A 17,562-nucleotide genomic window follows, 5' to 3' on the forward strand; every position below is an offset into this window, starting at 1 on the left:
TCAGGTCGGCGCACGGCGGTAAGCCGCCGTGTGCTGCCACCTTCGCTTAGAAGGTATGGCGCACGCGCACGCCGAAGGTGCGCGGCGGCTGGAACTGCACCGGGTTGGTTCCGCCGACGTAGTTACGCTGTGCATTGGCCAGCACCACCTTGTCGGTGAGGTTGTTGACGAAGGCCTGGAACTCCCAGTTGCCGCTATGCAGCTTATAGCTGAGCAAGGCATTGGCCGTGGTGTAGGACGGCGAGCGCGTGTCCGGGAAATTGAACACGGTGTAGTAGTACTCGCTCGAGTGCTTGGCCGACAGGCGCGCCATCAGCTCGCCGCTGCCGATGTCGAAACTGCGCTGGACGCCCGCGGTCAGCACGTATTTCGGTGCGTTCGGCAGGTGGTTGCCGCCGATGTTGCGCGCCACCGATGGGTTCGAGCCATCACGCACGATGATGCCCTTGCCGAAGGTCGCGTCCAGGAAGGTCGCGTTCAGGTCGAAGCGCGCAACATCCGGGACATTGGCCACCAGTTCGGTTTCCAGGCCCTTGATGGTGGCGCTGCCGACGTTGAAGACGCCATTGCCGCTGGAAAGCGCATCCGAGAACTGCGAGGCCTGGTAATTGGTGTAGTCCTGGTAGAACAGCGCGGCATTGAACTTGATCTTGCGGTCCCAGAACTGGTTCTTGCTGCCGACCTCGAAGGACTTCACGGCTTCGGAATCGTAGGGCACCGAGGCGGCGCTGCCGTTCGAATTGAAGCCGCCGGCCTTGTAGCCGGTGGCGAACTTCGCATACAGGAAGTTCTGCGGCGTCAGCGTCCAGTCCAGGCCGACCAGGAAGGTCGGTTTCGAATCGTTCATCTGGCCGTTGCCGGGATTGGTGACCGGCGGGGCACCGATGAAGGGGTTGACCAGCGCGCCCAGTGTCAGGCGTGCCGACCCGGTGCGGGTCTTTTCATCGCGCGAATAGCGGGCGCCGAGCGTCAGCTTCAGGTCGTCCGTCAGATTGGCCCCGACCTGCGAGAACAGGCCTTCGGTCTTGGTCTTGATCTGGTAGTCGAACTTGATGCCGTAGGTGTTCGCATAGGTCTGCGGCAGGCCGGGATTGACCGACAGGGTCAACACCCCGTTGTCGATCACGTTCTTTTCTTCGAAGTAGAAGTAGCCGGCCTGGGCGGTGAAGCGGCCCTTGAGCGGCGTCGCGATGCGGATCTCGTGGTTGCGCGTGGCTGGATCTTCGTTCTGGATGAACTGGCGGATCCCCGGATAGCCGGCGCCGGTGGCGTCGGTCTCGTGGTGGTAATCCTGCTTGTCGTAGCCGCCGGCATAGGTCAGCGTCAGGTCCCACGGCAGCTTGTTGTAGCTGAATTCCCAGCGCAGGCGTTCGCCCGTGAGATCGGTCACCGTCGGCGCCCAGCCCGGGAAGGTCCTGGCGTCGCCGATCGGCGCCACCGTGGCCAGCGGGAACACCTTGGTCACGTCGCCCACCGCATCGATGCGGTCCTTCTGGTAGGACACCAGGCCGTCGAATCCGTCCACCGGCTGGAAGGCCAGCTGCAGGCGCGCCGACTTGGTGTTCTCGTCGTCGCCTTCCAGGCCGATGCCGGTGAGCGTGCGGTAGCCGTCGTGCTGGCGCGACACGGCCGAGAAGCGCATCTGTACCTTGTCGCTCAGCGGGATGTTCACCGCGCCTTCGAGGTTGCGCGCGCTGAAGTTGCCCAGCTCCGCGCTCAGGTAGCCGCCGAATTCCTCGGTCGGCTTGGCGGTAATGATGTTGATCAGGCCACCGGTCGAGTTACGCCCGAACAGCGTGCCCTGCGGGCCTTTCAGCACTTCGACGCGCTGCACGTCGTACATCGACGAGGCAATGGTGAACGAGCGGTTGGTGAAGAAGCCGTCGCGCGCGATCGGCACTGCCGGATCGCCGATCTCGGTCACGTCGGTCGAGGCGATGCCGCGCATTGCCACATAGGCCGCGCCGGTCGAGCTGGTGACGTTGATGCTCGGGTCGATCGTCTGCAGCGCCTGCACGTTGTTGACGCCGGCGTCGGCCAGTGCCGCGCCGTTATACACGTTCAGGGCCACGGCGGTGGTCTGGGCATTGGTACGCACACGGTTGGCCGTCACCACGACCACGCTGTCATCCTGCTTCTTGGCTGGTGCGCGTGCCGCGTCCTGGCCGCCCGCTGCGGACTCTTCGGCAGGCTGCGGCGCCACCTGGGCGAAAGCGGTTTGGCTGGAAATCAGCAGCGCGCCGCTGGTCAGCAGGCATTCCAAAAGTCGTTTGTATTGCATGGTATCTCCAATGACGTCCCCGCGGATCGAGGCTCGGGTCTCTTGTTGTGGGTCGCTGTGGTGCGAGCGATGACCCAAGACTACTTCAGCCTGACGCATCGGCAAAGTTGTCGCTGTCGATGTTGACCTATTCGTTTGCCTGATACGCCTGCTATCAGCCTGGCCGACGCCAGCTATCGCCAATGGCAATTTCCACCTGAACCCGCTGCCCGACTACACTGGGGCTCCCGCCATCCTGTGACCCAATCGCCATGCAACGCAAGACACTCGCGCTCCTGATCACTTCGCTGCTCGCAGCGCCAAGCTTTGCCGGTCCGCTGCATGCGGGCTTCGTGAATCCCCCCGACGCGGCGCGCCCACGCGCATGGTGGCACTGGATGGACGGGAACGTCAGCGAGCCGGGCATCCTGCGTGACTTGCAGTGGATGAAGCGGGTCGGGCTCGGCGGGCTCCAGCAATTCGACGCCAGCTTGCAGACCCCGAAAATCGTTGCCGAGCGCACCGTGTACGGCAGCCCGGCCTGGCAGGCTTACCTGCGCACGGCCGCCGGCGAGGCGCAGCGTCTGGGCCTCGAATTCGCCGTTGCCAGTTCGCCCGGCTGGAGCCTGACCGGGGGCCCTTGGGTGAAACCGGCGCAGGCCATGAAGAAGCTGGTATGGAGCGAGCTGACGGTCGAAGGCGGCAACAGGAACCCGGCCGTGCCCGCGCCGCCCTCCGTGGCAGGCCCCTTCCTGGACCTGGCCGCCCACGCCGAAAGCCCGGACCACGCCGCCGCGCCGGGCTGGTACCGCGACGTCGCGGTGCTGGCGCTGCCGGCCGACGCCCCCGCACCGGTCCCGGCGCGCATCCTCAGCCGCGCTGGAGTAGACGTGACGGCGCAGCTGAGCGATGGGCGCCTGGGCCAGCCGGTGCAGCTCGCGCTTGGCGGCGACGGCGCTACCTGGGTCACGCTCGACTACCCGCAGGCAGTCAGCTTCCAGGCGCTGACGCTGGCGATCCCGGCGCCGACCGGCTTCGGCACCGCGCCGCTGCCGGAGGTCGTGCTGCAGGCAAGCCTGGATGGCGTGCACTTCAGCGACATCGCGCCGGTCCCGCTCAGCACCGCACCACGGCAGACCATCGCCTTTCCCGCACATACGGCAAAGCACTGGCGCGTACTGCTCAAGGCCAGCGCCGCGGGCGGGCCGCCGCCGGCCGCGCCCGGCGTGCTGCTGCCGCCTTTCGGCAAGGCTGCCGAACGCTTCCCGCTGGCCGAAGTCATGCTCCATGCGCAGGCGCGCGTGCACCGGGCCGAGGAAAAAGCCGGCTTCGCCGCCGCCCGCGACTACTATGCGATCGATACGCCAACAGCGGCGCAGGGCATTCCGGCCCGGCGCGTCATTGACCTGACCCGCCACCTGCAAGCCGACGGCCGCCTCGACTGGACCGTGCCACCCGGACGATGGACTATCCTGCGCTTCGGCTACAGCCTGACCGGCAAGCAGAACGGCCCCGCGCCGAAGGAAGCGACCGGCCTCGAAGTCGACAAGCTCAATGCCCGGCACGTGCGCCAGTACATGGACGATTACCTGGGACGGGTAGCCAAGGCGGTGGGCCCGGAACTGCTGGGACGGCGCGGCGTGGGCGCCTTGCTCAACGACAGCATCGAGTCCGGGTTCCAGAACTGGACCGACGGGATGGAAACGGCGTTTGCCGAGCGGCGCGGCTATCCGCTGGTGCAGTGGCTGCCGGCGCTGACCGGCCGGATCGTCGACGACGCGGCGGCGAGCGATCGCTTCCTGTGGGATTTCCGCCGCACGATTTCCGAACTGTACACGGATGGGCACTACGCCACGGTGGCGTCCAGCGCGCACAGGCAGGGCCTGAAAGTCTACGGCGAAGCGCTGGAAGACAACCGCCCGCAACTGGGCGACGACATGGACATGCGCCGCCATGCCGACGTGCCGATGGCCGCCATGTGGGCGGTCCCGGCCGGGGGGCAGCCGCGCACCACCTTCGTGGCCGACATCCAGGGCGCGGCCTCTGTGGCGAGCGTCTGGGGCCGGAACCTGGTCGCGGCGGAGTCTATGACGGCCTTCGGCCAGCCCTGGGGCTTCGCGCCGCGCGACCTGAAGAAGACTGCCGACATCGAGTTCGCGCTGGGCGTGAACCGCATCGTGATCCATACCTCGGCCCACCAGCCACTCGAAGGCCTCACGCCCGGCATGTCGCTGGCGCCCTTCCTGGGCCAGTATTTCTCGCGCCACGAGACCTGGGCGGAACAGGCCCGGCCCTGGATCGATTACCTGGCGCGCGCCTCCTTCATGCTGCAGCAGGGTCGGCACGCGGCCGATATCGCCTACTTTTATGGCGAAGAAGCGCCAATCACCGCGCTGTTCGGCGCCAGGCCGAACGAGGACATCCCGGCCGGCTACGGCTTCGATTACGTCAACCTCACCGCCCTGGCGCAGCAGTTCTCGGTCAAGGATGGCCAGCTGACCAGCCGCAGCGGCGGCCGCTACCAGGTGCTGTACCTGGGCGGATCGAGCCAGCGCATGACGGTCGGCGCCTTGAAGCGCATCTCGGCATTGGCCGAGGCCGGCGCCACCGTGGTCGGCCGGCGCCCCCTTGGTACACCCAGCCTGGCCGACAAGACCGACGAGTTCGCGCGCCTGGCCGATAGACTGTGGGGGCCTGTCGGCAGCGCGCCCACCATACGCAAGCTCGGCCGCGGCATTGTCCACGGCAGCGGCGACCTGGCCGGCGTGCTGGCCAGGCGTGGCCTGCGTCCCGCGGTCGCCCTGAGCGGCGGGCAGGACGGCGTCATGGTGACGCAACGGCATACTCCAGAGCACGAGGTCTATTTTGTCGCGAATACGAGTGCCGAGCCGCGCGCAGTGGCGGCCTCGTTCCGCGATGCGCCGCTGGCGCCCGAGATCTGGCATCCGGACACCGGCTGCGTGGCCGTGGCCAGCTATGACAAACAGGCCGGCGGCGCCAGCGTCCCGCTGCAACTGGGCCCGCAGCAATCCCTGTTCGTCGTATTCCCGCGCAAGGCGGCGACGCCGGGCCGCATGGCCAGCACCGCCGAGCCGGCGGCGCTGCAGACACTCGACGGTCCGTGGCAGCTGAGTTTCGACGTGGGACGGGGCGGACCGGAGGCACCGCTGACGATGGACCGGCTGCAGCTGTGGAACCATAGCGCCCTGCCCGGCCTGCGTCACTATTCTGGGACGGCAAGCTACCGCAAGACCTTCGCCATCGATGGACATGCACCAGGGCGTATCGTGCTCGATCTCGGCCAGGTCCACGACCTGGCGCAGGTGAGCCTGAACGGCAAATTGCTCGGCACCGCATGGAAGCCGCCCTACCGCTTCGATACCCGTGACCTGCTGCGTACCGGGCCGAACGAACTCGAGATCCGTGTCACCAACCTGTGGGTCAACCGGCTGGTGGGCGACGCCCAGCCGGGCGCCGAGCGTGTCACCGGCGTGACCGCCGTCTACGCCGCCAGCGCACCCTTGCGCGATTCCGGCCTGGTCGGGCCGGTCCAGCTGATGTCAGCTCCGCGCGCCACCTGCGTCGCCGGCTTGGCGCAATAAGGCATCCCCGCCTCGCCCGTGTTTTCCTGGGCGGCGCGGCGCAGCAGCGTGCGCAGCCAGACGTGGGCCGGGTCGCTGTCGTTGGACTGGTTCCACTGCATGCATTCGACGATTTTGGGAATGGTCACCGGAGGTTCGAGCACTCGCACCGGGTAATAGCGCGCCAGCTGCAGCGCAAGCTGGCGCTGCAGCGTGGCGATGCGCTGGGTGCCGATCACAAACTGCGGCAGCATGCTGAACGAGGAGCACATGACCTCGATCCGGCGGTTCAGTCCGATGCTCTTGAAGAACCACTCATCGAAGGCGACGTGCTGGTGCGAACCGAACGAGGTCGCCACATGTCCGAGGCGCAGGTAGTCGGTTTCGCTCAGCTGCTTACCGACCTCTGCATTGCCTTTCCAGACGATGCAGCTGAAATCGTCGGAAAACAGCACTTCGCTCGGATTGCTGCGCGACAGGTAGCGTTCCGGCATCAACAGCAGGTCGATCTCGCCCCGCTCGAGCTGGGACTGCGAGCGCTCGTTCGGCTGCAGGATTTCCATGGTCACGAAAGGCGCGACATGGTTGAGGTAGGTGGTCAGGTGGGTCAGCACCACCGAGCTCACGAAGTCGGACCCGACTATGCGGAAGTGCCGGGTCGTGGTCTCGGGGCGGAATTCCACCGCCGTCTCGACCGTGTGCTTGATCTTCATGAGGATTTCGCGCACCGACTGCATCAGCGACAGGGCCAGGGGCGTGGGCACCATGTTGCGGCCGGATTGCACCAGTAGCTCATCGTCGAAGTATTCGCGCAGGCGGGCCAGGATGCCGCTGGCCGCCGACTGGCTCAGGCATAGCCTGCGCGCTGCCCGCGTGATACTGCATTCCGTTAACAACACATCCAAACCAATCAGCAGATTCAGGTCGAGGCGGTTGAACCGCATGCTCTGAACGTTCATGTCTAGTCTCCTTGTTGACGCGGGAAAGCGCTTTCATTTTTTTTCCAACAATACACCGAAGGAAAAATAAGGGCAACAAGTGAAAGAACGGAGCGGCGGGTAAATGCTTTCCCGCCTTGCGGTGTTTACAACATGCAACGGTGATCAGCGCGCCATCAGTGCGAACCCGGCGCTCAGCCCACCGAGCGAACTGTCGCCTACCCATAGCGTGAATGCGCCGGGCTCGCTCAACGTGCGTCCTTCGGCGCCGACGAAGCCGAGCTGGCTGCGGGTCAGTGTGAACGAGACTTCACGCGACTCGCCCGGGTCGAGCTCCACCCGCTGGAAATCCTTGAGCTCGCGCACAGGACGGGCCAGCGAGGCCACGTGGTCGCGGACGTACAACTGCACCACCCGGGCGCCGCGCCGTTCGCCCACGTTGCGCAAGCTCGCTTGCACATTCAAGCTGCCATCCCAGGCGAGCTGGGCCGACGACAGGCGCAATCCGGACAGCGAGAACCGGGTATAGCTCAGTCCATGGCCGAACGGGTAGAGCGCGGCATTGCTCGCCTCGCGGTAGCGCGCCTTGAACATGTGGTTCTGGCCCGCCGGGTCGTCGGGGCGGCCGGTGCCCAGGTGGCTGTAGAAGAACGGCTGCTGCCCGCTCACCAGGGGGAAGCTGACCGGCAGGTGGGCGGACGGATTGACCTTGCCGAACAGGACGTCGGCGATCGCATGGCCGGCCTGGCTGCCCAGGAACCAGGTGGCGAGGATGGCGCGGCTGGCCTGCAGCGCCGGCGGCAGCGCCAGTGCGCGGCCATGGCGCAGCACCGCCACCACCGGCTTGCCGGTGCGGCGGATCGCCTCGACCAGTTCCAGTTGCGCCGCGCTCAAGCCGATGTCGGCGCGCGAGGCCGCTTCACCCGACATGTCCTGGCTTTCGCCGACCGCCAGCAGTACCACGTCGGCAGCCATGGCCGCGGCCACTGCGGCCGTGACACCGCCCTCGATCGGCAGCTCGTAGCCGCAGCCCGGCGTCACGCTGAGCGTGGTCCCGCCGTCCAGCGCCGCGCGCAGGCCGCCTTCCAGGTCGACCGCGTCGGCCTGCGCAAAGAAGGCCCAGGGACCCACCACATTGTCCTTGCCGCTGGCGCACGGACCGATCAGCGCGATGCGCATGTTCGCGCGCAGCGGCAACAGGCTGTTCTCGTTTTTCAGCAGCACGATCGACCGTGCGCCCGCCTCGCGCGCCAGCGCCCGGTTCTCGGGGGTGCCGATCCGCCTGGCCGGCGCTTCCGGGTCGAGCGAGCGGTAGGGATTGTCGAACAGGCCCAGCGCCTCCTTCAGCGCCAGTACCCGCCCCACCGCCGCATCCACCGCGGCCACCGGGATGACGCCATCGCGCACCAGCGCCGGCAGGTGCTTGTTGTACAAGCCGCTCTGCATGCTGATGTCGATACCCGCCAGGAAGGCGATCCGCACCGCATCGCGTTCGTCGGCCGCGAAGCCGTGCACGATCAGTTCGGCATCGGCCGCATAGTCGGAAATAACCGGCCCCTTGAACCCCATTTCCTTGCGCAGCACCTGTTGAAGCAACCATGGATTGCCCGTCGACGGCACGCCATTGAGCACCGTGAAGGCGGCCATGGTGGTGGGTGCGCCGGCCTCGAAGGCGGCCCTGAATGGCGGCAGGTGGATGTCGCGGAAAGCCGCTTGGCTGATATCGACAGTGTTGTAGTCCATGCCCCCGCTGACGGCGCCATAGCCGGCGAAGTGCTTGGCGGTGGCCGCCATCGTATCGTCGCGCCGCAGGTCGCCATCCTGGATGCCCCTGACGCGCGCTGCTGCCATGCGCGCATTCAGCAGGACATCTTCGCCGGCGCCTTCGGCCACCCTGCCCCAGCGCTGGTCGCGCCCGACATCGACCATCGGGGCAAAATTCCAGTGCACGCCTTCGGCGGTGGCTTCGCTGGCGCCGGCGCGCGCGGTGCGCTCGGCCAGTGCCGTATCGAAGCTGGCCGCTTCACCCAGGCCGATCGGAAAGGCGGTCTTGTAGCCGTGCATGATGTCGCCCGCGAACAGCAAGGGAATGCCCAGGCGCGATTCTTCCAGCGCGGCCTTCTGCAGGCGGCGTCCGCCCTCGACGCCGAAGCCGTTCATCAGCACCCCGATCCGCCCGGCGCGTACGTCGGCCAGCTGCTGCTCCTTGAGCGCCGGATTGACGGTGGGATTGATGAAGGTGAGCGACCAGCGCACCACGTCGGTGAAGCAGCTGAGCTGCCCGGCCTTCTCTTCGAGGCTCATACGGGCGATCAGCTTGTCGATGCGGGGCGAACGAAAAGGGGCGGCGAATGTCGTGGGCGCGACGGCGGCGCTGGCCAGCATGCCGCACAGGGTCAGGAACAGGCGGCGGTTCACGCCGTTCGAAGAGGGAGTCAGGGGTGGCATGGACGAGCAATCCTGTAGGAGGGTGAAGTCCCTACTCTACGAACATCCGCCCTGCCGCCACCAGTCACGTATTCCGATAGCCCGCTATCGGTGCGGCTGTACCCACGCCGCTGCGCCCTTAACGGGCGCGGCGCTCATGCGATTCGGGTCAATTGAATACGCGCTGGAACTGGCGCATGTCGACGGTCGGCGGGTGGCCACCTGCCGCTTGGACGGCCGGGTTGGATTGGTTCGGCGCAGGGGCCGACAGGAGGCTGTCGGCGCCGGCGGCGGCCAGCACCAAAATGCAGGCGCCAGCGGCGTGCTTGAGGATCGTCATGTCTGTCTCCTATAACGTGCTCTATTTATGTATGCAATTTGCATTGGCACGATGGTCAGATTAGCCCCAGCTTGTAAAGACGGACAATGGTTTTCGCCGATACCAGCTATCGGAATTTCCGAGGCTTGCCGGACGGAACGAACTGGCCTCCGTCCGGCTTGCGCTAATGCATCATTCGCCCTTCGGCCGGTAGTCGAACCAGTTGATGTCCGCCGGCGCGGCCGGTCCGGAGGCATACAAGCCGATATACACCCCGGTAAAGCCGCCCGCGGTCACCGAACTGAGGTAGCGGGTATCGGCCTGGCCCAGTTCCTGCCATTTGCCGCTACCCTGCGCATAGGAAAAGGCGTAGCTGTCCTTGTCGCCGGAGACGCGCAGCCGGACCGGGCCGGGCGCGAGCTCGGCCTGCCGCTCCACGTGGCGGATCTTGCCGAGGTGGTAGGCCAGCACCAGCACGCGGCGCCCACCGCTCGCCTGGACCGACAGCTTGTAGTGGTGCTCGCCATCCTTGAACAGCGTGAGTCCTGCCTCCTGCCCGGCGGCGCTCGGATCGAACTCGAGCTCGGTGCTGGCCTCGAAATCGAAGTGCTGCTGGCGGCGGCCGATGAAAGTCAGGTCATCCGGTTTGGCGAGGGTCGCCGGCGCGCCCAGCAGGCGCAGGTAGCCAGGGCGCGCTGTCAGCGAATAATTCGCCGCGACGGGGTTGTGCAGGTAATTCCATGCCAGGCCCAGGCGCGGGCCGTCGAAGCCGTCCTTCTGGGCGTAGCCCTGCTTGCGCACCGGCGCCGGCAGGGATGGCGCGATCATATCCGCCGCGATCGTGCCGTCGCCGTTGACGACCGGCCACGCGTTCTTGTCCCAGCGGACCGGCGCCAGCACGGTCTCGCGGCCGAGGTGCTGGTGCTCGCCGTTGACGCGGAAGGCGTGCGCCAGCATGAACCAGGAGCCATCCTGTGCCTGCACCAGATCGCCATGGCCCACACCCTGGAACAGCTTGTCCCTGGCATTGTTGTCCGCATGGGTCATGATCGGATTGCCGGGATTGGCCATGTACGGTCCATCAACGTGCGTGCTGCGGGCGATGGTGACCTTGTGGCCGAACTGGGTGCCGCCTTCCGCGATCATCAGGTAATAATAGCCATCCTTCTTGTACAGGTGCGGCCCTTCGGGATAGCGCCCGCCGGTACCCGCCCAGATGTTCCTGCGCTCGGACAGCAGCTTGCCGCTCACCGGGTCGACCTGCGCCAGGTAGATGCCTTCGTGGATATCCTTGCCCCAGTTGAGCGTGGACGTCACCCATACCTTGCCGTCGTCGTCGAAGAACAGGCTCGGGTCGATGCCCGGAATGTCGATCCAGACCGGGTCGGACCAAGGGCCGCGTGGATCCTTCGCGGTCACGAAAAAATTGCCTTTATTGGTCACGTTGGTCGTGATCATGTAATAGGTGCCGCCATGGCAGCGCAGGGTCGGCGCGAAAATGCCGAGCGTGATCCCGGCCTTTTCCAGCGGCGCCTGGCGCGCCGTCGTCAGCACATGGCCGATCTGTTCCCAGTTCACCAGGTTCTTGCTGTGGAAGATGGGTACCCCCGGGAAGTAGCCGAAGCTGCTGTGCACCATGTAGTAGTCGTTCCCGACCCGGCAGGCGCTCGGGTCGGAATAGAATCCGGGCAGGACCGGGTTCTGGTAGCGCACGCCCTCCGGCGCCGGCGGATGGGCCGTGGCGGTGGCGGCCAGGCCAAACCCGCAGGCGGCCAGAAAAGCTGCTGCGATGTTTCTTACTTGCATTTCGATTCCTAGTCAGGTTTACGAGTTCGAAGACTGCCTTGGTGCTGGCTGTTGCTGCCACTTGCAATTAAGACACAAGCACTGGAGGAATTCCAATCATCAAATCCGATTGCTGCCATCAGCAATGGCGACTGCCCGGGCCGGCGCCGATGGACTAGAGTCGGTACGCATCCAAGGCCACGGAGAATACTGATGAAGCGCAACACCCCCAAAGCAGGCAATGGCCTGCGCACCGTCGCCGCGTTTCTCGGCTTGCTGCTGGCCCTGCCGATTGGCGCGTCGGCAGTCAACGATAAGGCGCCAAGCAAGGTCTTCAAGGGAACTTGGCCCGGACCGTCCACCATGAAACTGCCCGGTCCGGGCCCGGCCCCTGGCCAGTCCATCGAGGACTATTTTCTTAAGCTGAAAACCGGGCCGCGCTCGCCCACCGTCAAGCGGGTGCTCGTGCTCGGCGGCGCGCGCAAGTTCCAGCACGACTCGATTTCCACGGCAATGGCAGGAGTGCATCGCTGGGGCCGGGACAGCGGCTTATGGGAGGCGGAATTGCGCACCGACTTCACACTCGTGAATCCCGCGGGCGGCGGCCCTATGAATGCAGGCTTCCAGCCGAAGGGGCTCGGCGACTTCGATGCTGTCGTCGTGGCCAGTGCGGATGGGGACTGGCAACTGTCTCCGCTCCAGAAGAAGGCGCTGCTGGACTTCGTTCGCAAAGGAAAGGGCCTCGTTGTCATGCACGGCGGCCTGGATGCGAATCATGACTGGCCAGACTACATCGACATGGTCGGTGCGGAACAGGTAGGCCATCCATTCAATACGGTGGAGCAGCCCATCTATCCCTTCCCTCTTCGAACTGAAAATACGGCATTCCCCGCCACCGCATTCTTTCCAGCTCGCTTCGTGAAGCAGGACGAACTGTACACGGTACGCAACTGGTCGCGCGAGGACATCGATGTTCTGCTGCGCATCGACGAGACCGCGGTCCCAACGCTCGGCATAGAAAACGAAGTGCCGTCCGACCACGACATGCCCGTCGCATGGATCAAATCGTATGGCAACGGACGGGTCTTCGCATCGAGCCTTGGGCATACGCACGAAGCGTACTCGGACCCTGAGATCGTCAGGATGTATAGCGAAGCCATCAAATGGGCGCTGGGACTGACCCATGGTCCGTATCCGAGGCCACACCCGCGGAAGTGATCCGCGGTCGACCGCAAGGCGGTGTGCATCACTTCACTGGGAGTTCTGACTAGGCGAGGATCAGTGTGATAACACCAATTTTCATCCCGTCACCGCTTGCATGCATGCCTCATTGCTGCGCAACGTTTCAAGAAACAGCGGCAACTCATCGCTAGAGATTGTGGGAAAGTTACTGGTACGAGTGCCTGGGTTTCAAGTGTTTGCTAAAGCTCAGCAAACATCAATCTGGCGGAGACAGAGGGATTCACCCACGTTCCGCGGGCCGCGGTTTCGCGGGTACGCGAAACCCTTCGAATCCCACACGGAGAGCGCGCAGGCGCTTTCCTCGTCTCCGCATTTGCAAAAGAAAAAGCCACCTTGCGGTGTAATGCCGTTCAGTTAAGGTCCTTCTTCAGGACACGAACGGTGTAACGATGAGGTAAGGCCTTGACGGCCCGGTCGATTTTTCGGCCGGGCCGTTCTTCATTCAGGAGCATGACGAGGCGTTGGCGAAGGCGCTGCATTAACGCAGGCAACTTGCCGTATGCTCGGGTCACCGCTGCCCAATGTAGTTCGTATTGGATGATGTGGAAGGCGCGGATGAAACTGATCTCGGTCGGCTCGCATTTCACCTCTAGTGCCGCCTTGGACATCTCCAGCCGGATCAGGTTGTAAGCGGTCAGGGCTCCCCAAATTTCCTGATACACGCCGTCGACGGTGCGGCTGCGCAGGGTTAGCGCCATGCCCATCATTGTTTGCTTAAGCTCGCGATAGCTCGTTTCAATCCGCCAGCGCTGGGTATAGCAAGCGGCGATGTCCTTGGCTGTGTAGCGCTTGGTGTCGAACAGTGATGTCAGCAATACGTGCTTGCGTGCACTCTGGTCGATGATCGTAATCGCGCGCACGCGCCAGGTTTCAGGCAAGTCCGGGCACTTCTTGCGTGCCTGGGGCGATACGCGCATTTCGATTACGGCATCGTCAGATGTGCCGCCGACGACTTCCCACTTGGTGTTGGCCTTGGCTGGGATGATGAAGTGCCTGTTTGCTCCAACCATGGTCAGGCCGCACAGAATCTCAGCCGACAGAAACCCTTTGTCGAAGGCGGTAAGGGAGTCGTCTGGAATCGATGCAAGCAGCTCTTTTGCATAGAGCATCTCATTGATCCCATAAGGACCAAATTTCGCATCACGGATCAAGTGGGTCGGCACCGCGGTCAAGGTCACGCCGCGTACCTGCGGATAGCTGGAGATGCGTCCGCTGGGATAGACCTGCTCTCCAAAATGCTCACGCAGCTCCGGCGTGTCGGCAGTCTTCAAGGTCGTGCCGTCCATCGCGAACAGGCTCAGGCCCTTGAACAAGTACTGCTTTCGATCCTGCTCAGACCAAGCCTTTGCCGAGATTTCGAATAGTGCCCGAAGCGGTTCGGCGCCAAGACGCTGCCGTGCCTGGGCGACTGCGCTTTTACTGACGAAAGGCACCTGCGCATCCGGCAATGCCAAGTCCAAGTCGTCGACCACTTCGCTGATGGACTGGTGACGGTACAGCGCCAGGGCCACCACCAACCACACTACCTGCTCGGCCGGTAAGCGGCGCTGTCGAATGCTCGCTTTGCCAGTATATGCAACCGCTTGCTCGATCCACTCGTAAGGCAAGTGCTGCCCTAGGCGGGCCCAGTCTGGGTCTTCCTGGGCCTGCACGAGGAAATGGAGCGCGTCATCAAACATGGTGACGCAGGTTAACAGCCTTAGCTACCGTTTACAACACCCCAAAAGAAAAATGCCGCTCAGTCTTAACTGAACGGCATTACACCTTGCGGTGGCTTCTTCTTTTGCAACTTGGCGGAGACGGTGGAATTCGTATTGCGGCGCAAGGCCTGCATGGTTACTGATGTTCAGCCAATACCACTTTGGAGCCTACCCCTTCTCATTCGCTTACATACCCTGGTCGAAGCAGGACAATGAAGGAGAATCCTGCACTCAACATTGCGCGACTTCCCACGGCCAAATTCTACCTGCAGATAGCGTCATAAGGTCGCTTGCCTTCGCACCGACGGACCGAACGACCACCAGCGTATCAGCTAGCGGGCATGGGTAGCGGCGATGTCACGCGCGCAGCAACGCCGGCAATGCTGTTGCTGACAAATAGCTTGCCACTCCCGGCCTGAGTGACGGCTGCGCAGTACAAGGCGGAGATGGGGCCGCTAGCGATGGTCATGATGGACGGTTTGTGTGCGCAAAAACCTCTTTACGCGGACTCCCGGGCAATCAAAGTCAGGCGTCAGCGCCTGATAAAGCGACGCACGGCCACCGGCCGTCCAGAAGAGCTTCTTCGAGACAGAAGAAACCCATGGAGACGGCGGACCATGCGCATGCCTGTCATGCAGGGTCCTCATCGAATGGACGACGCCGGAACGTAGAGATCGGCTCGATTTAGCAAATGGCATCATCATCCCCGATTTTCGCGTTATGTCCGCGGCCCAGAATCCGCAATGCATCGTTAATCGCGAACGCCAGGCCGGAGGCACGGAGTCTGGTCACAGCTGAGCACCTCTACCTTCAAAACCGTTCCCAACAGTCCCCGACTGACCTTGCAGTCGATCATGTGTATCGTTCCAGAGCATCTCGGCGCGCATGCCCGTGCGGCAGAACCCGAGCACAGGCTTCAGCGCCGCTGCGTACAGCGCGGCAAAGGCATCGCGGTCGGCCAGCGTGATCTTCCCCGGAATGACCGGCAGGTGCAGTGCCTGCATGCCGTGCTTCTGCGCTTCAGCGGCAATCTCGGCGAACGACGGCTGGTCGCCGCCCTCGCCGTCAGGCCGGTTGCAGACCAGCGTGGCGAAGCCCTTTTCCTTCAAATGGGCGACATCTGACGGCAAGACCTGTGGCGCCACTGCATAGTCCTTGTTGAGGTAACGAATGGTCATGGTGCTCTCCTGTATATCGAAACAAAACCACAGTATATTGAAAGATAGATTGTGTGTCGATATAATGTATCTCAATAGATTAACTGAGGTGAGCCATGGCTGACACACAACAACTCAATTTGCACGAAATGCGGGCTGCAGCGGCGCAGGCTTGCGCCCTTCTGAAAGTACTGAGCAATCCCGACCGGCTGATGCTGCTGTGCCAGCTGACACAGGGCGAATACTGCGTCAGCGAGCTAGAGACCCTTCTGGGGATCGTCCAGCCTACCCTGTCCCAGCAGCTAACCGTACTGCGCGAGGAAAATCTGGTCAGTACGCGCCGTGAAGGAAAGCAGATCTTCTATCGCATCGACAGCAGTGAAGCGCTTGCGGTTATGCAGGTCCTGTATCAACAGTTCTGCCTGCCCACCCAAGGAGTAAAAACATGAACATCGACTGGATCCACTTCACCCCCTGGACCTCGCTCGCAGGCGGACTGATCATCGGCACCGCTGCAGCTGGGTTCGTACTGTTCAACGGCCGGATCGCCGGTATCAGCGGCATTCTCGGGGGCCTGCTGCGTCCCGCGTGTGGCGACATCGGCTGGCGTGTGGCCTTCCCGCTTGGCCTCGCTGCCGCCCCCCTCGCCTACGCAATGTTCTCGGCGCTCCCGGTTGCCACAGTCGCTGCCGACGACGTGACCTTGACCATCGCTGGACTGTTGGTTGGCCTGGGCACCCGTTATGGCGCAGGCTGTACGAGCGGGCACGGCGTCTGCGGCCTGTCGCGGCAATCGCCGCGTTCACTAGTCGCCACCGCCGCATTCATGCTGGCCGGCTTCGCCACCGTCTTCGTGACGCGCCACCTCTTCGTTTGAGACATAGGGACACCGATATGAACATCCTGATGGCATTCATTGTTGGAGTTGTATTTGGCATCGGCCTGATCGTTTCGCGCATGACAGATCCGGCCAAGGTGATCGGCTTCCTCGACCTTGCTGGTAACTGGGACCCGTCGCTGGCCTTCGTCATGGGAGGCGCAATCCTCGTCGGTCTGGTTGCATTCCGCATTGCCGGCAAGCGCGAACGCTCGCTGCTCGGAGAAGCGATGCGTCTTCCGACCGCAACCCGGATCGACCGCCGACTGGTGCTCGGTTCGCTGGCCTTCGGTGCCGGATGGGGTCTGGCGGGCTACTGCCCTGGTCCGGCGCTGGCCTCGCTGGCGACCGGCGATCCCAAGCCATGGATCTTTGCGCTGGCCATGGTGGCCGGTATGAGCCTGTTCGAGTTGCTCGAATGGTTTAACGGCCGCAAGGCTCTCGCCACCGGGAAGGCCTGAGCCATGGACGCACTGCCGCTGGCCGCCGTGTTCGGCCTCGTCGTTGGGTTGATCCTGGCGCTGACCGGTGCCGGCGGCGGCATCCTGGCTGTCCCACTGCTCGTGTTCGGCACTGGTATGAGCGTAGCCGAGGCGGGACCGATCGGCCTGCTGGCGGTCGGGATGGCGGCGGCGCTGGGTGCGGTACTGGGATTGCGAGGGGGACAAGTGCGTTACCGCGCCGCGCTTCTGATCGCGGTGACCGGGATGCTGCTGTCGCCGGTTGGCCTATGGGCTGCACGTGCGGTTGATGGACGGTGGCTGGGCCTGCTGTTCGCCATGACCCTGCTCTATGTCGCTGCCAAGACCTGGCGCCAGGCTGCCGGGACGACGGCAGCACAGGGCCCGGACAAGCTCGTATGTGTGCGCGGCGAACAGACCGGCCGCTTCGTCTGGACCCGCCCATGCATGCGGGCGCTCAGTCTGTCGGGCGCGCTTGCTGGCTTCCTCTCGGGACTGCTTGGTGTCGGTGGTGGCTTCGTGATGGTGCCCGCCCTGCAGCGCTACACCGACCTGACGATGAAGTCGGCTGTGGCGACCTCCCTTGCCGTCATCGCCATCATTTCCATCGCAGGGGTCGCCACCTCGGCGACACAGGGCGGTATTGATTGGTCCACCGCGGCGCCTTTCGCGGGTGGTGCCCTCGCCGGGATGCTCGGCGGCCGCTCGCTCGCAGCCCGGGTGGCGGGACCCGCCTTACAAAAGGCGTTCGCCGTAGTGTCGGCCCTCGCCGCGCTCGGCATGGGGGCCAAGGCCCTGCTCTCTTGATTGCATTA

Annotated in this window: 13 protein-coding genes; 6 read left to right on the forward strand and 7 right to left on the reverse strand. The window is 64.1% G+C overall.

Annotated features, from left to right (window positions below):
• Positions 1-46: 46 nt before the first annotated feature.
• Positions 47-2,281, reverse strand: coding sequence for a TonB-dependent receptor (locus ACSQ25_RS14775; protein WP_436106434.1), 2,235 nt, complete (start codon positions 2,279-2,281; stop codon positions 47-49).
• Positions 2,282-2,532: 251 nt separating this feature from the next.
• Here ACSQ25_RS14775 and ACSQ25_RS14780 point away from each other — a divergent pair, with 251 nt between their 5' ends.
• Complete coding sequence (locus tag ACSQ25_RS14780; RefSeq protein ID WP_436106435.1) at positions 2,533-5,862, forward strand: glycosyl hydrolase; 3,330 nt, start codon at positions 2,533-2,535, stop codon at positions 5,860-5,862.
• On the opposite strand, the gene ACSQ25_RS14785 is transcribed toward ACSQ25_RS14780, so the two are convergent.
• The 4 genes from ACSQ25_RS14785 to ACSQ25_RS14800 form a co-directional block, all read right to left on the reverse strand.
• Positions 5,763-6,800: a LysR family transcriptional regulator gene (locus ACSQ25_RS14785; RefSeq protein ID WP_436106436.1), complete on the reverse strand. Its 1,038-nt coding sequence runs from the start codon at positions 6,798-6,800 to the stop codon at positions 5,763-5,765. The genes ACSQ25_RS14780 and ACSQ25_RS14785 overlap by 100 nt on opposite strands.
• Positions 6,801-6,944: 144 nt before the next feature.
• Positions 6,945-9,227 carry a glycoside hydrolase family 3 N-terminal domain-containing protein gene (locus tag ACSQ25_RS14790; RefSeq protein WP_436106437.1) on the reverse strand — a complete coding sequence of 761 codons (2,283 nt, stop codon included), beginning with the start codon at positions 9,225-9,227 and terminating at the stop codon, positions 6,945-6,947.
• 148 nt (positions 9,228-9,375) lie between these two features.
• Positions 9,376-9,546, reverse strand: coding sequence for a hypothetical protein (locus ACSQ25_RS14795; protein ID WP_436106438.1), 171 nt, complete (start codon positions 9,544-9,546; stop codon positions 9,376-9,378).
• Between the two features lie 171 nt (positions 9,547-9,717).
• On the reverse strand, positions 9,718-11,331 hold the full coding sequence (locus tag ACSQ25_RS14800) for a glycoside hydrolase family 43 protein (RefSeq protein ID WP_436106439.1): 1,614 nt from the start codon (positions 11,329-11,331) through the stop codon (positions 9,718-9,720).
• A gap of 192 nt (positions 11,332-11,523) precedes the next feature.
• Between ACSQ25_RS14800 and ACSQ25_RS14805 the strand changes: the two genes are divergently transcribed.
• A complete protein-coding gene (locus ACSQ25_RS14805) occupies positions 11,524-12,528 on the forward strand; it encodes a ThuA domain-containing protein (protein ID WP_436106440.1) in 1,005 nt (334 codons plus the stop codon).
• A gap of 374 nt (positions 12,529-12,902) precedes the next feature.
• On the opposite strand, the gene ACSQ25_RS14810 is transcribed toward ACSQ25_RS14805, so the two are convergent.
• Entirely contained in the window at positions 12,903-14,231 is a 1,329-nt protein-coding gene (locus ACSQ25_RS14810) for an IS4 family transposase (RefSeq protein WP_436105139.1), read from the reverse strand.
• 809 nt (positions 14,232-15,040) lie between these two features.
• Positions 15,041-15,430, reverse strand: a complete 390-nt coding sequence (locus ACSQ25_RS14815; protein ID WP_436106441.1) for a TIGR01244 family sulfur transferase — start codon at positions 15,428-15,430, stop codon at positions 15,041-15,043.
• 95 nt (positions 15,431-15,525) lie between these two features.
• Between ACSQ25_RS14815 and ACSQ25_RS14820 the strand changes: the two genes are divergently transcribed.
• The 4 genes from ACSQ25_RS14820 to ACSQ25_RS14835 are packed head-to-tail and all read left to right on the forward strand — an operon-like array spanning position 15,526 to position 17,554.
• Positions 15,526-15,858, forward strand: coding sequence for a metalloregulator ArsR/SmtB family transcription factor (locus ACSQ25_RS14820; protein ID WP_436106442.1), 333 nt, complete (start codon positions 15,526-15,528; stop codon positions 15,856-15,858).
• A complete protein-coding gene (locus ACSQ25_RS14825; protein ID WP_436106443.1) occupies positions 15,855-16,286 on the forward strand; it encodes a YeeE/YedE family protein in 432 nt (143 codons plus the stop codon). The genes ACSQ25_RS14820 and ACSQ25_RS14825 overlap by 4 nt, the downstream gene beginning before the upstream one ends.
• A 17-nt stretch (positions 16,287-16,303) precedes the next feature.
• Positions 16,304-16,747 (forward strand): YeeE/YedE family protein, encoded by a 444-nt coding sequence (locus ACSQ25_RS14830; protein ID WP_436106444.1) that lies wholly within the window; start codon positions 16,304-16,306, stop codon positions 16,745-16,747.
• A gap of 3 nt (positions 16,748-16,750) precedes the next feature.
• A complete protein-coding gene (locus ACSQ25_RS14835) occupies positions 16,751-17,554 on the forward strand; it encodes a sulfite exporter TauE/SafE family protein (protein ID WP_436106445.1) in 804 nt (267 codons plus the stop codon).
• Positions 17,555-17,562: the final 8 nt, after the last annotated feature.

This window comes from Massilia sp. LjRoot122 (assembly GCF_964252725.1).
Lineage (GTDB): Bacteria > Pseudomonadota > Gammaproteobacteria > Burkholderiales > Burkholderiaceae_D > Telluria.

Excerpts from the sequence above, each read along its gene's own strand:
- ACSQ25_RS14810 (WP_436105139.1), bottom strand. The coding sequence starts at position 14,231 with ATGTTTGATGACGCGCTCCATTTCCTCGTGCAGGCCCAGGAAGACCCA.
- ACSQ25_RS14815 (WP_436106441.1), bottom strand. The coding sequence starts at position 15,430 with ATGACCATTCGTTACCTCAACAAGGACTATGCAGTGGCGCCACAGGTC.
- ACSQ25_RS14790 (WP_436106437.1), bottom strand. The coding sequence starts at position 9,227 with ATGCCACCCCTGACTCCCTCTTCGAACGGCGTGAACCGCCGCCTGTTC.
- ACSQ25_RS14825 (WP_436106443.1), top strand. The coding sequence starts at position 15,855 with ATGAACATCGACTGGATCCACTTCACCCCCTGGACCTCGCTCGCAGGC.
- ACSQ25_RS14795 (WP_436106438.1), bottom strand. The coding sequence starts at position 9,546 with ATGACGATCCTCAAGCACGCCGCTGGCGCCTGCATTTTGGTGCTGGCC.
- ACSQ25_RS14775 (WP_436106434.1), bottom strand. The coding sequence starts at position 2,281 with ATGCAATACAAACGACTTTTGGAATGCCTGCTGACCAGCGGCGCGCTG.
- ACSQ25_RS14800 (WP_436106439.1), bottom strand. The coding sequence starts at position 11,331 with ATGCAAGTAAGAAACATCGCAGCAGCTTTTCTGGCCGCCTGCGGGTTT.
- ACSQ25_RS14835 (WP_436106445.1), top strand. The coding sequence starts at position 16,751 with ATGGACGCACTGCCGCTGGCCGCCGTGTTCGGCCTCGTCGTTGGGTTG.
- ACSQ25_RS14820 (WP_436106442.1), top strand. The coding sequence starts at position 15,526 with ATGGCTGACACACAACAACTCAATTTGCACGAAATGCGGGCTGCAGCG.
- ACSQ25_RS14830 (WP_436106444.1), top strand. The coding sequence starts at position 16,304 with ATGAACATCCTGATGGCATTCATTGTTGGAGTTGTATTTGGCATCGGC.
- ACSQ25_RS14780 (WP_436106435.1), top strand. The coding sequence starts at position 2,533 with ATGCAACGCAAGACACTCGCGCTCCTGATCACTTCGCTGCTCGCAGCG.
- ACSQ25_RS14785 (WP_436106436.1), bottom strand. The coding sequence starts at position 6,800 with ATGAACGTTCAGAGCATGCGGTTCAACCGCCTCGACCTGAATCTGCTG.
- ACSQ25_RS14805 (WP_436106440.1), top strand. The coding sequence starts at position 11,524 with ATGAAGCGCAACACCCCCAAAGCAGGCAATGGCCTGCGCACCGTCGCC.